Genomic DNA, 14,878 nt, shown 5'->3' with positions numbered 1-14,878 from the left:
CCGGAGAGCGTCCGGAATGCGCGCTCCGGGGATTCTCGGGCCGGGGGGAACCATCACGACAAGGAATGATCGGACTTTTTCTTCGGGCCATCGGCCGGCGAGCCGGAAACCGCTGTGGGCGACGCCGCGGCTCAGCGCAGGGACAGCCGGAGCAGCAGATCCTTGACCTCGGTGGCGGCGATCCGGCCGTCGGCCTCGGAGGGGTCGGAGCAGAGCAGCACCGGCCCGTCGAGGGGGTCGTCGGGCAGGCGGCCGTGTGAGCCCCGGACGGCGCGGGCGCCCGCGTCGAGGCCGACGACGTTCATCGTGTAGCGCATACCGGTCTTCTTGCGCAGCAGCGCCACCGCGGCCCTGCGCTTGGCGGCGCCGGGGGCGGCGGGGTCGAAGAGCAGTTCGGCGGGGTCGTAGCCGGGCTTGCGGTGGATCTCGACCAGGTTGGCGAAGTCGGGACGCCGGGCGTCGTCGAGCCAGTAGTAGTAGGTGAACCAGGAGTCGGGCTCGGAGACCAGGACCAGCTCCCCGGCGCGGGGGTGCGCCAGCCCGTTCCTGGCCTTGCCCTCCTCGTCGAGCACCTCGGCGACCCCGGGCAGGCCCGCGCAGAGCTTGGCGACGGCCGGTACGTCGGCGGGGTCGGCGACGTAGACGTGGGCCACCTGGTGGTCGGCGACGGCGAACGCGCGGGAGGTCCAGGGGTCGAGGTACTCCATGCCGTCCTGGGTATGGACCTTCAGCAGCCCTTCGGCGCGCAGCATCCGGTTGACGTCGACCGGGCGGGAGACGTCGGTGATGCCGTACTCCGACAGGACCACCACGGTGGTGCCGCGCGCGGCGGCGGCGTCCAGCAGGGGGGCCAGGACGGTGTCGAGTTCGGAGGCGGCGGCGGCCGAGCGCGCGTCGGACGGGCCGAACCTCTGCAGGTCGTAGTCCAGGTGCGGCACGTACGCCAGGGTCAGGTCGGGGTCGTGGTCCTTCATGATCTGCTCGGTGGCGCGGCAGATCCAGGTGGAGGAGGCGATTCCCGCTCCCGGGCCCCAGTAGCTGAACAGGGGGAAGGCGCCCAGGGAGGCGGTGAGCTCCTCGTGCAGTTCCGGCGGGTAGGTGTAGCAGTCGGGGTCCTTGCGCCCGTCGGCGCGGTAGATGGGCCGGGGGGTGACCGTCCAGTCGACGTCGGCGCCCATGGCGTACCACCAGCAGATGTTGGCCACGGTGAAACCGGGCCGCTCGCGCCGGGCGGCGTGCCACAGCTTGTCCCCGCCGACCAGCGCGTTGTGCTGGCGCCACAGGAGGACCTCGCCGAGCTCGCGGAAGTACCAGCCGTTGCCGACGACGCCGTGCTCGGCGGGGGTGACGCCGGTGAGGAAGGTCGACTGGGCCGAGCAGGTGACGGCGGGCAGCACGGTGCCGAGTTCGGCCTGGAAGCCGCCGTCGGCGACGGCGCGCAGCCTGGGCATGTGCGCCAGCAGTCTGGGGGTCAGGCCCACCACGTCCAGGACCAGCAAAGACGTCATGCTCTCACTCCCAGGTGGCGCATCTCGGTACGGGCGAAATCCAGCTCGTCGGCGATGCCCGCGGCCAGCCGGTCGGGGGTCTGCGGGCGCAGCGCGACCGGCAGCACGCCCCAGGTGTAGGTCTCCACGTCGAAGTGGTCGCAGAGCGGTTCGGGGCCGCCGGCCAGCTGCGCGAGGGCCTCGCGCAGCACCGGCACGGTGGTGGCGAGCGGCGCCTGCGGCGCGACGTGCAGCGGCACGTGGTAGTGGACCCGCCACGGTCCGGGCAGTTTCCGCTCGAACGCCTCGTCGAGGTCGTCGGCGTCGTCGCCGGCCGCGTTGCGGGTCTGGTGCAGGAAGCGCGGCTCGGCGTACTCGCGCAGGGTTTCCGGGTCGTCGCTCTCCAGGGCCGCGGAGACCTGCACCTTGACGATGGGCAGGCCCGCCTCGGCGTAGCGGCGCAGCGCGTCGGCGGGCCGCTCCCACGCGCACGCCAGGTGGGCGAGGTCCAGGCAGACGCCGAGCCGGTCGGTGTCGACGCCGGACAGGGCGCGCACGGCCTGGTCGGTGGTCTCCACCACGCAGCCGGGCTCGGGTTCGAACGCGACCCGGACGGTTCGGCCGGTGGCGGACTCGACGGCGGCGAGCCCGGTGGCGAGCTCGTCGAGCCTGCGCGTGGCGAGGCCGGACATGTGCTCGTCCCAGGGGTGGCGCCAGGCGAGCGGGAGGGTGGAGATCGATCCCCTGGCGGCGTCGTCCGGCAGCAGGACGGCCAGGACGCGCGCCAGGTCGAGGGTGTAGGCGAGCCGTTCGGGGGTGGTCCAGTCGGGGTGGTAGACCGCGTGCTTGACCACCGGGTCCTGGAACGCGCGGTAGGGGAAACCGTTGAGCGTCACGACCTCCAGCTCCCGCGCGTCCAGCTCGCGGCGCAGCCCGGTCAGGAGCGCGGGGTCGGCGGCGAGCGCGGCGGCGACGGGTGCGGCCAGCCAGAGCCCGAGCCCCAGTGTCTCGGTGCCGAGGCGGGCGCGGATCGGCACCGCGTAGGTGTCGAGCTGCTCGACGATGCCGCCGAGGTCCTCGGCCGGGTGCACGTTGGTGCAGTAGCTCAGGTGCAGCACCTGCCCGCCGGGGTGACGCAGCCGCATCACGACCCTCCGCGCTTGATGGAACTGCCCTCGAACGTGGGCTCCGCGGCCCCGGTGACCTGCGACAGGTCCAGGCGTCCGGACTGGCCGTAGAACTCCACGGGGTTGCGCCACAGCACCCGGTCGACGTCGTCCTCGTCGAACCCGGCCTCCAGCATCGCCCTGCCGGTCTCCAGGGTGAGCAGCGGGTCGGACACGCCCCAGTCGGCGGCGGAGTTGACCAGCACCCGCTCCAGGCCGTGCTCGCGCAGGATCTCCACCATGCGTGGCGGCGACATCTTGGTCTCGGGGTAGATGGAGAAGCCCATCCAGCAGCCCGAGTCGTGCACGATTCCCGCGGTGACCTCGTTGAGGTGGTCGACGGCGACCCGTCCGGGTTCGATGCCGGAGGCGGCGACGACCTCCAGGGTGCGCCGGGTCCCCTTGGCCTTGTCGCGGTGCGGGGTGTGCACGAGCGCGGGCAGCCCGTGGTCGACGGCCATCGCGAGCTGGCGCTCGAAGGCGTCGTCCTCGGCGGGGGTCATCGAGTCGTAGCCGATCTCGCCGACCGCGACGACGCGGTCCTTGTCCAGGTAGCGGGGCAGCAGGTCGAGCACGGGGCGGCAGCGCGCGTCCCCGGCCTCTTTGGGGTTCAGCGCGATGGTGGCGTGGTGCAGGATGCCGAACTGCCCGGCGCGGTAGGGTTCCCAGCCGATCAGCGAGTCGAAGTAGTCGGTGAACGAGCCGGGGTTGGTGCGGGGCTGGCCCAGCCAGAAGGCGGGCTCCACGACGGCGAGCACCCCGGCGGCGGCCATGCGGGCGTAGTCGTCGGTGGTGCGCGACGTCATGTGGATGTGCGGGTCGAAGATCCGCATCAGGTCTCCTTCTCGCCGGCCGGCCGGCCGGGATTCTCGCCGGTCAGGTGGTCGAGCAGCGCGGTCGCGTCGGCGGGGACGTGGCGGCCGGCCGCGGCGCGTTCCTCGGCGAACGCGGCCAGCATCCCTGCCAGCTCGGCGTCGGCCCGTTCCTCCAGGCGGTCCACGGCGGCCAGCGGAACGCCCATGAACACGCACTTGAGCACCGCCTGCCGCCACATGGTCTGGTCGAGGTGGCGGGCGCAGGGGCCGAGCGCGGCGGCCACCAGGCGGGTGTCGTTGGTGCGGATCGCGTCGTGCAGGAGCGGCGTCGTCTCCGTGCCGGGGGGCAGCAGCGGCAGTGCCTTGAGCACGGCGCGTTTCTCGTCGGCGTCGCCGCCGCGGTACAGGTCGGTGACCTGGGCGGCCACCGCGTCCGGCGGGAGCGCGGCGAGCAGGACGGCCCTGGCCGCCTCGTCGGCGCTCCAGCCGGGCGCGTCCGGCAGCGGCGCCCGTCCGGCGCGCCGCCCGGCGGAGGCGAAGTGCCGCGCGAGGGTCGTGGGATCGGCGGCGATGTCGCGCCGGGCGTCGGCCGGCCACTCCTGGCCGAGCGCCGCCAGCAGGTCCTCCGTGCGGGGGGCGGGTGGCGGGGTCATGAGGTCGTCCTTTCCGCGGCGGCGCGCAGGAAGTCCAGGGAGCGGGCGGCCACCTGGGGCGCGGCGTGCGAGTGGCGGGGCAGCTCGACCGCGACCAGGCCCCGGTAGCCGCACTCGGTCAGGGCGCGCAGCACGGGAGGGAAGTCGATCTCCCCTTCGCCGAACTCCAGGTGCTCGTGCACGCCGCGGCGCATGTCGTCGATCTGTACGTTGACCAGGTGGGCGGCGACGGCCCTGACGCAGTCGGGGACCGGGTCGGGCTCCAGGCAGCGGCAGTGGCCGATGTCCAGCGTGATGCCGAACCCGGCCGGTTCGCCGAGTTCGGCGTGGAGTTTGCGCCAGTCGGCGATCGTCTCGACGAGCATGCCGGGCTCGGGTTCGAAGCCCAGCGGCACGCCGGCGGCGGCGGCCCGCTCGGTGACGCGGGCGCAGCCGTCGACGAGCCTGGCCCAGGCCGTGGCCTCGCCGACCGTCTCCGGGCGAACGCCCGCCCAGAACGACACCGCCTCGGCTCCCAGGTCGGCGCCTATGTCCACGGCCCGGCCCAGGAAGTCCAGGCGCGCCTCCCGCTCGTCGTGCAGCAGCGTGGGGGCGTGCTTGCGCCACGGGTCCAGCAGGTAGCGGGCCCCGGTCTCGACGACCACGCCGAGGCCGAGGTCGCCCAGCAGGCCGGAGGTGGCCGCGACCCTGCGTGCCAGTCCCTTCTCGTAGGGGTCCAGGTGGTCGTGGTCGAGGGTGAGGGCGACCCCCTGGTAGCCGAGGTCGGCGATGACGCGCAGCGCGTCGGCCAGCCGGTGGTTGGCGAACCCGTTGGTGCCGTAGCCGAACCTCGGCCCCCCGCCCGGGACCCCGCCCGGGACCACGCCCGGGACCACGCCCGGGACCACGTCGGGGATCGCGTTCGTGTCGCCGGGGCTCATGTGGGGGAGACCTTCCTGGCGAGGGCCCGGCCGAGCGGGACGGCCGCCGCGATCGCGATGCCCTCGCGGGTGGCGCCTCCGCGGGCGACGAGCGCGCCCTGCAGGGCGGGCAGCGCGACGATGCCGGTGCCGACGGCGGCCCGCAGCCGCGGGGCCGACGGCTCGGCGACCGCCCGGGCCTGGGACAGGCCGAACGCGGCGGCGTACCAGGCGGTGAGCCCGGCCCGCACCACCCGCACCGCCCGCGCGGCCCGGGGCGCGCCCGGGGTGTCGCCGCCCGCCAGGGCGGTCGCCACGGCGAGCGCGGCGGTGCCCGCGAGGGTCGCCGCGGGGAGGCCGTGACCGGAGCCGGAGACCTCGGCGCGCGACAGCGCGGTGAGCAGGTAGGTGTGGGCGGCGACGGTGAGGGCCGAGGGCAGCGCCCGGGTGACGCCCGGCCCCGGGGTGGCGCCCAGCAGCACGTCCAGGCCCCGGCACAGCGCCATCGCCGCGGGGCCCGCCGCCGTGTTCTTGGCCATCAGGTCGTAGGACCAGACGGCTGCGGCGAGCGGGACGGCGACCGTCAGGGCCCGGCGGCCGCCGGAGAGCGCGGCCGCCGCCAGACCGGCGGCGGTGAGTCCCGCGGCCAGGCCGAGCGCGGTGCCGGGCGACACGCGGCCGGAGGGGATCGGCCGCTCGGGGCGTTCCACCGCGTCCAGGTGGCGGTCGGCCCAGTCGTTGGCGGCCATTCCCGCCCAGTACAGGCAGACCGAGGAGCAGGCCAGTCCCAGGGTGCGGCCGCCGAGCACCTGCCCGGCGGCGGCACCGGCGGCGACGTCACCGGGCACGGACAGGGCGGCGGGGGCGCGCACGAGCTCCGCGAGATCGCGCACCGACGGCATCAGACCGGCTCCTGTCCGCCGAGGGTGACGGCGAACGCGCGGAGCGTCCGCCACTGGTCGGCCAGCGCGTGCGGCACCGTCCCGAGCGGGTCCTTGAAGAAGAAGGCCAGCTCGCCCAGCGGCCCAATGCGGCCCTGGCGGTGCGCCGCCGCCGTGAGCCTGGCCAGGTCCAGGATCAGGGGTGCGGCCAGGGCGGAGTCGCACCCGTGCCAGGTGAACTCCATGCGCATGGGCGTCCCCAGGAACCCCTCGAAGGTGACCAGGTCCCAGGCGGTCTTGAAGTCGCCGATGTCCTCCACGTACTCGATGCGGGTCTCGCCCTGCGGGGTGTAGCCGAGCGTCTCGCCCAGCACCCGCTGCTTGCTGGCGGCCTTGGCGGCGTTGGCGGCGGGATCGGCGAGGTTGGCGCCGTCCCCCCCGCCCAGGAGGTTCATCCCCGACCAGGTGCGGACCCGCAGGTTACGCTGGGCGAACATCGGGGCGAGCACCGATTTGACGAGCGTCTCGCCGGTCTTGCCGTCGTGGCCGGCGTACGGCAGTCCCCGCAGTTCGGCGAGCCGTTCCAGGGCGGGCAGCCTGGCGCCCGTCGAGGGGGTGAAGTCCACGTAGGGACAGTTCGCGCGGAAGGCGGCGTACGCCGTCAGGGCGCTGGGCGGCAGCAGGTCCCGCGAGCTCGCCAGCTCGGTCTCCAGCAGGTCCAGGTCGGCGTGTGCCGGGTGGGGCCCGGGGGCCGGTTCGGTGGTCGAGACGTTGATGACGACGACCCGCTCCAGATCGTGCCGCAGCCGGAACGAGGTGATGTCGGCGCCGATCAGCTCCGCGGTCGCGGCCTGGTCCCCGGCGAGCGGCACCTGCCGCAGGTCCTCCTCGACCCGCGCGAGCTCGTCGCGCAGGGCCTCCACCAGCCTGGCCGGTACGATCCCGGCCCCGGCCAGGGCGGCCGCCTTCTTCTCCAGCGGGGTCGGGACGATGTCGTGCCCGCCGAAGACCAGGTCTCCCAGACCCGGCAGCCCGGCGCCGTTGAAGCCGGGCAGTTCCGTGACGCAACCCGTCGGCGGGGCGAGGCCGGCGCGCACCGCCAGCGCTCCGATCACGCTCGTGACGGCGACGGACCCTCGGGCTCCTACCAGCCACACTCCCGTGCGCATCTGACCTCCTGTGGTGAGCCGGCCCCTGGGGCATGACGGTTCTCATCCGCCCGGCCGAGGCCGTGCGGTGCCGATGACATCACCGTTTCGGCCATCCGGCCGGAGAGGGATGTCACAGCGGGCATGCGTGGTGGGTGACGTGGAGAGGACGACCCCGCGGCGGGTCGAACCGGGGGGTTCGACCTACCTCCGCGATGAATCGTACTTTGTGCGGATATTACGGATATATGTTTCAGGAACATATTTTTTCGCCAGAGTGTCCTGGTGTAAGGACGGCCGGTCGGGAGGGGCGCCCGGACTGCCCGATCTGGGGATACCGGGATGGGGGAGACCGTCTCGGCCGGGCGCACCCCATACCTTTATGGGGCTTATGGGAAGTTTTGTCGGTTTCATTGGCCGGGTTTCGGTCCGGAGGGAAAGCGGACGTCACGGGCATCGGCGGGCATCGGCGGGTGTCGGCCGACAGGGGAGTGCGGGGCCGGGGGCCGTGGAGCCGGAAGCCGTGGGCCGCTCATCGTTCGACGGCGTTCGGCACGCTGCCGATCGGCCCCCGGCCGGCCGTCCCTGCGACGATCTCCACGTTCAGCATTAGGCAATATCGGACATTAGTAATCTACTTTGTAAAGGGCATCAATCGTAAAAAATAGACAAAAGAGACATAAAGGACTAAAGACAGCTCGCAGAACCCAAGGGTCCTGGAGGGCTGACGAGCTAACCGGCCGATGGCACCGCACGGGACCGGAATCCGGCGGTCCTGGATGAGGCCTTCGGGACGCCTCGGAAGACGCCGCCTGCCCGCCTGCCCGCCTGCCCGTCGAACGGAGGACGGAGACCGTGCGCCGTTCCACAAGGCCCTGGCGCGGGCCGGCGGCGCTCCGAGACGCCAGGGATGGGGGTGGCTACCGAAATGCGGGCTGGTGCTCCGGTCTTCAGGCCGGGGGTGAAGGCCCGCTCGGCCCACCAGGTGTAGGACACCAGGACGGCGCGGGGTTCGCCGTGGCGTTCTGCGATGGTGGGTTCGCCGGTGAAGTGGGCGACGTCGATGCGGTGGCCCAGTCGGTCTCGGAGTTGTCGGACACTCATCCGCTCAGCCATAAGGCAGGGCACCATTGGTGCCGTGCGGCTTCGTTACCGGTACCGGGTCTACCCCGACGCCATCCAGCGCCATACGCTGGCACGGGCGTTCGGGTGCGCGCGGACGGTGTTCAACGACGGGTTGCGCACACGCCGGGATGCCCACGAGGCGGGCCTGCCGTACATCTGCGACGGTGACCTGTCCAAACAGGTCATCACACAGGCGAAGCAGACCGCCGAGCGGGCCTGGCTCGGTGAGGTGTCCGCCGTGGTGTTGCAGCAGGCGCTCGCCGACCTCAACACCGCCTACCGCACCTTCTTCGCCTCCCTGTCGGGCAGGCGGAAAGGCCGCAAGGTTGCGCCGCCCCGTTTCCGGTCGAAGAAGGACAACCGGCAGGCGATCCGCTTCACCAGGAACGCCCGCTTCGCCGTCACGGCGGGCGGGAGGCTGCGTTTGCCGAAGATCGGTGACGTGGCGGTTCGCTGGTCACGCGCTCTGCCGTCGGAGCCGTCGTCGGTCACCGTGATCAAGGATGCGGCCGGTCGTTACTTCGCGTCGTTCGTCGTCGAGACACCAGACGAACCTCTGCGCGAGGTGGCGTCCGAGGTGGGTATCGACCTGGGGCTCACGCACTTCGCGGTCACCTCCGACGGCCGGAAGATCAGCAACCCGCGTATCCTGCGGCGCGCGGCGAAGAAGCTCCGCAAAGCGCAAAAGGCGCTGAGCCGAAAAACGAAGGGTTCAGCGAACCGGGTCAAGGCGCGGGTGAGGGTCGCCCGCGCGCACGCCCGCGTGGCCGACACGCGCCGCGACTTCGCCCACAAGCTCTCCACGCAGATCATCCGTGACAACCAAGCGGTGTACGTGGAGAACCTGGCCGTGTCCGGCCTGGCCCGCACCAAGCTGGCCAGGAGCGTGCACGACGCGGGCTGGTCGGCCTTCGTCGCGATGCTGGAGTACAAGGCCGCCCGGTACGGGCGGACCTTCGCCAGGATCGACCGGTGGTTCCCGTCGTCGAAGCTGTGCTCGGCGTGCGGCACCGTCGCCGGGTCGATGCCGTTGAACGTCCGGTCGTGGATCTGCGCCTGCGGCGCGTCCCACGACCGGGACGTCAACGCCGCGATCAACATTCTCGCCGCCGGACGGGCGGAGAGGTTAAACGCCTGTGGAGGTGACGTAGGACCACCGCTCGCGGTGGTGGACGCCGACGAAGCAGGAAGCCTCAGAGGTGCCGCATGACGCGGCACCGGCTGAACCCCCGGCTTTTCAGGCCGGGGAGCGCGTCAAGCGTCGCGGCGCTGCATCAGCACGGCGCCCGCGATCACGACGACGGCCACCCAGACCAGGTAGACCGCGAACCCGCTCCACGGGCCCAGGGAGCCGTTGTCCTGGCCGGACACGATCAGCGAGCCGGCGTTCGTGGTGAAGTACTCGGCCACGGTCCTGCCCCACCCGCCCGGGAGCTGGCCCGCCACGGTGGGCAGCACCAGGATCAGTGCGATGGCCGACATGATCGCGCCCGGCGTGTGCCTGACCAGCGTGCCCAGTCCCAGCCCGAGCAGTCCGCACGCGGTCAGGTAGAGGGCTGCCCCGAGCGTGGAGCGCATCACCTCGCCCATCTCGATCGACGGCGGCCGGGAGATCGCCAGGCCGACGCCGACCGCTGCGGCCGAGGCGACCGCGCAGACGACCAGCGAGATCGCGACGAACACCACGATCTTGGCGGTCAGCAGTCTCATGCGCCTGGGCACGGCGATGAGGGAGGTGCGGATGCCCCCGGTGCGGTATTCGCTGGATATGGCCAGGACGCCCAGGGTGGCCATGGACAGCGAGGCGAGCATCGTACCGGCCAGGCTCATCGCGATCGCCTGGTCGGCCGGGACCGGCCCTGTGGCGGCGTTCTCGGCCGCGGCGTTGATGAGGGCCGACAGGCCCGTCATCAGCACGGCGGTGACGGCCAGGGTCCACACGGTCGAGCGGACCGAGCGGATCTTGGTCCATTCGGACCTGAAGATGTCGATCATGACGTGAACTCCAGACTGTCCTTGGTGAGCTCCATGTAGGCCGATTCCAGCGAGGGCTGCACGAATGTCAGCTCCTCCAGCGGGATGGCGGCCCTCGCGGTGAGCGTGCCGATCTCGAGCGGGCTCATCGCGGTCACCCGCAGGTGATCCGGGCGCGGTTCGCCCACCCTGATCAGCTCGGCCACCTCGGCCAGCCGGGGTGAGCGCACCCGTACGTACCCTTGCGAGCTGCGCCCGATGAACTCCTCGACGCTCGTGTCGGCGATGAGCCTGCCCTTGCCGATCACGATCAGGTGGTCGGCGGTCTGGGCCATCTCGCTCATGAGGTGGCTGGAGACGAACACCGTGCGTCCCTCGGCGGCGAGTTCGCGCATGAGGGTGCGGATCCACAGGATGCCGTCGGGGTCGAGGCCGTTGACGGGCTCGTCGAAGATCAGGATCTCCGGGTCGCCGAGCAGGGCCGCGGCGATGCCGAGGCGCTGTGACATGCCCAGGGAGAAGCCGCCGACCCTGCGCCCGGCCACCTCCCGTAGCCCGGTGGTCTCCAGTACCTCGTTCACCCGGGTCGCGGGGATGCCGTTGCTCTGGGCGATGGCCAGCAGGTGGTCGCGGGCGCTGCGCCCGCCCTGCACGGCCTTGGCGTCCAGCAGTACGCCGACTTTGCGCAGCGGGTGCCGCAGTTCGTGGTAGGGCCGCCCGCCCACGAGTGCCGAGCCTCCGGACGGGCGGTCGAGCCCGAGGATCATGCGCATGGTCGTGGACTTACCGGCCCCGTTGGGGCCCAGGAATCCGGTCACCAGACCGGGTTTGACGTCGAAGGACAGGTCCGTCACCGCGGTGGTGCCGCCGTAGCGTTTGCTCAGGTTCATTGCGCGAATCACGGTCATGGTTCCAGCGTGCCGTCGCGGGCGGCCGGTTTCCTCCTGCCGGGGAACGGTTCCCGGGGGAGGGTTCTGGGATCGCGCTCCTACTCCCCAGGGTGGATCAGGGCCGCCTCGTAGGCGACGATCACGGCCTGCGCCCGGTCCCTGACGCCGATCTTGGCGAACAGGCTCGTCACGTGGTTCTTGACGGTCGAGGGGGAGAGGGACAGGCCGGCGGCGATCTCCGGGTTCGAGCGGCCGCGGGCGATCATCAGGAGGATCTCCCGTTCCCTGTTGGTCAGCCCGGCCAGTTCGGCGGGTACCGCCTTCGGGCGTGAGGCGCGGACGAAGGTGCCGATGAGCCTGGTCAGCAGGCGTGGCGCGACGGCCGACTCGCCGCAGTGCACCACGCGTACGCCCTCGATCAGCTCCTCGGTGGAGATGTCCTTGGGCAGGAATCCGTCGGCGCCGGCCCTCAGTGCCGCGACCACGTTCTCGTCCAGGTCGAACGTGCTCAGCGCGAGCACCCGGACGCCCGGCAGTTCCGCGGTGATCAGCTCGGTGGCGCGTACGCCGTCCAGGCCGGGCATGTGCAGGTCCATGAGCACCACGTCCGGCCGGAGTCTTCTGCTCAGTTCGACGGCCTGCGCGCCGTCGGCGGCCTCGCCGACCACGTTCAGGTCGGGCTGGGCGTTCAGCATCAGCCTGAAGCCCATGCGTACCAGCTCGTGGTCGTCGGCCAGCAGGACTCTGATCATGGTTTCTCCAAGGGGATGCGGGCGTGCACCCGGAAACCGCCTCCCGGGCGCGGGCCCGTGGACAGGCGGCCGCCGCACAGGGCCACCCGCTCGGCCATGCCGCCGAGCCCGAATCCCGGTACGCCGGTCTCTCTGGCCAGGCCGTCGTCGACCACCTCGACCTCCACCGCGGCCGGCTCGTAGGCCAGTCGCACGTCGGCCCTGGCGCTGATGGCGTGTTTGCGTGTGTTGGTCAGCGCCTCCTGGACGATCCGGTAGACGGCGTGGTCCACGGCGGCGGTCAGCTCGACGGGCTCGCCGGTCACCGCCAGGCTGACGGGGAGTCCCGACGATCTGGCCTCTTCGATCAGTACGGGCAGCCGCTCCGCGTTCAGTCCTGTCGCGGCGTCCGGTCCTTCGTTGCCGTCGGCCCTGAGTACGTCGAGCAGCTGGCGCATCTCCGACATGGCCTGGCGGGCCGTTCGTTCGGCGCTCTCCAGGGCGTTTCTGGCGACGTCCTGCCCGGGGGGGAGCGTGGCCCGCGCTCCGCCGACCAGGGCGTTGATCACGGTGATGTGGTGGGCGACCACGTCGTGCAGTTCCCTGGCGATGCGCCGTCGCTCGGCGCTTACGGCTGCGCCGGCGGTCTCCTGCCTGGCGCGCTCGTTGAGTTCGGCCCTGAGCCGGACGAACTGGCCGATGCCCACGGGGGCGAGGACGCCGAGCAGGGATGCCAGCCAGCCGCCTGTTCTGGGGAGGGTCAGTTCCATGTCGATCGCGTAGACGGCGAAGACCGTCACCGAGGTGATCAGTGTCGGGCGGCCGGTGGTGTAGCGGCCCAGGCTGTAGTAGGCGACGCATGAGGGCAGGCCGAGGAAGGACAGCGAGTGCGTGGCGATGCCCACGGCGCTCAGGGTGGCCACCAGCCCGGTGGTGAGGATCGGCCGGTCACGTCTTGTGAGCAGGCACAGGGAGCTCGCCAGGTGGAGGGCGATGGCCAGGATCACCCGGGTGTCGCCCGGGACGGTCGCGGCGGCGGTGTCCGGGAGTACGGAGACCATGCCCAGGAGCACCGGGACGGAGAGCACGATCACCAGCGTCGTGTCGAAGACCCGGGGGCGTCTGAGGAAATGCGTGATCTTCATGGGGGTTCGTGCCATACGCACGCTGAAACCTCATGTCAGGTTGCTTCGCCGTGGGCCCGGACGGCACGGTGTCCGTGCCGGGTCTCGTCCGGGTGGGCCGTCGCCACTTCGTGGCGCGGGCCGATGCCGTCGAATGTCATTGAATGTCGTTGAATCCCGGCCGGCCGCCGGAACGGTTCTTCTCGTACCTCGTACGCCGAGCGGTCCGGGGGCCCGGCTCGTGGCGTACCGGAGCGGGCGGGGCCGCGTGTGACCTGCGGGCGGGGAGGTCGCGTCCGTGCGGGGCCAGCCTACCCGAGGTCACGCGGGGCCGAGGTCAGGCCCGTGGTGGGGCGTTCCCGGGGGAGCCGGACCGCGACCGGTCCGTGGTGGGGCCATGATCGGCCGGGGCGTGCGCGGCCCGGCCGTCGGTGCCGGCCTCGCATGCGGCGGGGGAGGTCTTCGCCGGCGGGCGGGCCGACGCGCCGCGCAGGACGCGAAGCATGATCTTCGGTGTGAGGAGGCGGGCGGGGGCGTCGATCAGGTTGAGGACGCGCAGGAAGGCCGCGCCGAGCACGGGGTCGGCGGTCGCGGCGGCGTGCAGCCTGTGGACGTAGGCGTTGACGAGGCGCACCTTCGGCGTGCGCCTTCCCTTCACTTCGGGGAAGCGCAGGTCGGTTCCCACCGAGATCGACCAGGGGGCGTCGATGATCCTGGCCGCGCCGCGGAAGAACCGCCGTGCGATCCTCTTGTCCCCGCGGCCGTCTTTGCGGTCGCCTTTCCGGGTGAGCAGATCGGCCAGGAGCCGCGCCTGCAGCGCGGCGACCGTCATGCCCTGCCCGTAGAGGGGGTTGAAGCTGCACAGTGCGTCGCCCACGACGAGGTAGCCGTCGGGAAAGCTCCGCAGCCGTTCGTAGCGGCGCCGTGTGCTGGCGGGGAAGCGCATTCTCACCGGCGCGTCCAGCGGCACCGCCGACCGCACGACCTCGCCGATCTGCGGCGCGGCCAGGCTGGTGGCGTAGCGTGCCAGGCCCTCGTCGTCGGTGGGCGGCTCCTCGCCCAGCATGCCGGCGAGGACCACGGCGAAACGATCTTCCTCCTGGGCTGCCACGATCCCGGTGCGGGGCAGGGCGGGGACGGCGTTGGTCAGGACGCCGGACAGTCCGTCGAGATGGTGGGACTCGCGCCGGTAGTTGCGGGTGACGTAGGTGATGTCGACGCGTACCTGCTCCTCGGGAGCGCACTCGTATCCCAGCTCGCGCAGCCATACGGGCGTCCGTGAGGCGCGTCCGGCGGCGTCGACGACCAGGTCGGCGCCGATGACCGACTCTGTGATCGGCTCTGTGATCGGCTCGCTCGTCCCTGTCGTGCGGGGCCGTACCCGTACCCCCTCGACCCGCTGGGAGCCGGGTGTCACGGTGAGGCCGACCACCTCGTGCCCGGGGAGGATGCTCACGCCGGGCAGTGCGGTGACGCGGGCCCGGACCGCGTGCTCCAGCAGGGGCCTGCTGACCCCGAAGGCCCTCAGCTCCGACGGCGCGCGGTGCATCCGGTGTCCGTCGTTGTACCAGTGGACCTGGTCGTGAAGGTCGATCAGCGGAGCCCCGAGGCGGGCCAGCTCCTCCGACAGGCCTGGCAGCAGTTCCTCGAACACCTCCCTGCCGCGGGCCAGCAGGATGTGCAGCTGGCGCCCCTGCGGTACCCCGCGGCGGGCGGTGGCCTCGTCCGGCAGCAGGTCACGATCGACGAGGGTGATTTTCGCATACCGTCCGGTCAGGGCCCGGGCGGCCAGCAGGCCGCCGATGCTCGCGCCGATCACGACAGCGGTGCCCGCATGTTCCATGGTCGGAGGGTACGCCGATCGGGCGATCACCGATACCGCCGTGGGGGGGGGGGGGGGGGGGGGGCGGGGGGGCGCCGCCCCCCCCCCCCCCGGGGGGGGGGGGGCGGGCGGCGCGGGGGGGGGGGGGGGGGGGGCGGGGGGG

General features: G+C 72.2%; 13 protein-coding genes. 1 reads left to right on the top strand and 12 read right to left on the bottom strand.

Annotated elements, in window-relative coordinates:
- Window positions 1-131 precede the first annotated feature (131 nt).
- The 7 genes from ACLQ2R_RS34020 to ACLQ2R_RS33990 are packed head-to-tail and all read right to left on the bottom strand — an operon-like array spanning window position 132 to window position 7,070.
- Window positions 132-1,508: an alkaline phosphatase family protein gene (locus ACLQ2R_RS34020; RefSeq protein WP_425965519.1), complete on the bottom strand. Its 1,377-nt coding sequence runs from the start codon at window positions 1,506-1,508 to the stop codon at window positions 132-134.
- On the bottom strand, window positions 1,505-2,632 hold the full coding sequence (gene eboE / locus ACLQ2R_RS34015) for a metabolite traffic protein EboE (RefSeq protein ID WP_425965518.1): 1,128 nt from the start codon (window positions 2,630-2,632) through the stop codon (window positions 1,505-1,507). Before eboE ends, ACLQ2R_RS34020 begins: the two co-directional genes overlap by 4 nt.
- Complete coding sequence (locus tag ACLQ2R_RS34010; RefSeq protein WP_425965517.1) at window positions 2,632-3,486, bottom strand: TatD family hydrolase; 855 nt, start codon at window positions 3,484-3,486, stop codon at window positions 2,632-2,634. The genes eboE and ACLQ2R_RS34010 overlap by 1 nt, the downstream gene beginning before the upstream one ends.
- Entirely contained in the window at window positions 3,486-4,121 is a 636-nt protein-coding gene (locus ACLQ2R_RS34005; protein ID WP_425965516.1) for an EboA domain-containing protein, read from the bottom strand. The genes ACLQ2R_RS34010 and ACLQ2R_RS34005 overlap by 1 nt, the downstream gene beginning before the upstream one ends.
- The gene (locus ACLQ2R_RS34000) at window positions 4,118-5,041 is read right to left on the bottom strand and encodes a sugar phosphate isomerase/epimerase family protein (RefSeq protein ID WP_425965515.1); all 924 of its coding nucleotides are present in this window, start codon (window positions 5,039-5,041) and stop codon (window positions 4,118-4,120) included. Before ACLQ2R_RS34000 ends, ACLQ2R_RS34005 begins: the two co-directional genes overlap by 4 nt.
- Window positions 5,038-5,922, bottom strand: coding sequence for an SCO3242 family prenyltransferase (locus ACLQ2R_RS33995; protein ID WP_425965514.1), 885 nt, complete (start codon window positions 5,920-5,922; stop codon window positions 5,038-5,040). Before ACLQ2R_RS33995 ends, ACLQ2R_RS34000 begins: the two co-directional genes overlap by 4 nt.
- Complete coding sequence (locus ACLQ2R_RS33990; RefSeq protein WP_425965513.1) at window positions 5,922-7,070, bottom strand: inositol-3-phosphate synthase; 1,149 nt, start codon at window positions 7,068-7,070, stop codon at window positions 5,922-5,924. Before ACLQ2R_RS33990 ends, ACLQ2R_RS33995 begins: the two co-directional genes overlap by 1 nt.
- A gap of 1,117 nt (window positions 7,071-8,187) precedes the next feature.
- On the opposite strand from ACLQ2R_RS33990, the gene ACLQ2R_RS33985 reads away from it, so the two are divergent.
- Window positions 8,188-9,384: an RNA-guided endonuclease InsQ/TnpB family protein gene (locus ACLQ2R_RS33985; protein ID WP_425965512.1), complete on the top strand. Its 1,197-nt coding sequence runs from the start codon at window positions 8,188-8,190 to the stop codon at window positions 9,382-9,384.
- 44 nt (window positions 9,385-9,428) lie between these two features.
- Here the strand turns inward: ACLQ2R_RS33985 and ACLQ2R_RS33980 are convergent, their stop codons facing one another.
- The 5 genes from ACLQ2R_RS33980 to ACLQ2R_RS33960 all read right to left on the bottom strand — a co-directional run bounded on the left by ACLQ2R_RS33980 (window position 9,429) and on the right by ACLQ2R_RS33960 (window position 14,736).
- Window positions 9,429-10,169: an ABC transporter permease subunit gene (locus ACLQ2R_RS33980; RefSeq protein WP_425965511.1), complete on the bottom strand. Its 741-nt coding sequence runs from the start codon at window positions 10,167-10,169 to the stop codon at window positions 9,429-9,431.
- Window positions 10,166-11,050 carry an ABC transporter ATP-binding protein gene (locus tag ACLQ2R_RS33975; protein ID WP_425965590.1) on the bottom strand — a complete coding sequence of 295 codons (885 nt, stop codon included), beginning with the start codon at window positions 11,048-11,050 and terminating at the stop codon, window positions 10,166-10,168. Before ACLQ2R_RS33975 ends, ACLQ2R_RS33980 begins: the two co-directional genes overlap by 4 nt.
- An 86-nt stretch (window positions 11,051-11,136) precedes the next feature.
- Entirely contained in the window at window positions 11,137-11,790 is a 654-nt protein-coding gene (locus ACLQ2R_RS33970; protein ID WP_425965510.1) for a response regulator, read from the bottom strand.
- A complete protein-coding gene (locus ACLQ2R_RS33965) occupies window positions 11,787-12,914 on the bottom strand; it encodes a sensor histidine kinase (protein WP_425965509.1) in 1,128 nt (375 codons plus the stop codon). Before ACLQ2R_RS33965 ends, ACLQ2R_RS33970 begins: the two co-directional genes overlap by 4 nt.
- A 316-nt stretch (window positions 12,915-13,230) precedes the next feature.
- Window positions 13,231-14,736, bottom strand: coding sequence for an FAD-dependent oxidoreductase (locus tag ACLQ2R_RS33960; protein ID WP_425965508.1), 1,506 nt, complete (start codon window positions 14,734-14,736; stop codon window positions 13,231-13,233).
- Window positions 14,737-14,878 lie beyond the last annotated feature (142 nt).

The organism is Streptosporangium sp. DT93, from assembly GCF_049844535.1.
Classification (GTDB): domain Bacteria; phylum Actinomycetota; class Actinomycetes; order Streptosporangiales; family Streptosporangiaceae; genus Streptosporangium.
This window is presented reverse-complemented; position numbering and strand designations above follow the sequence as displayed.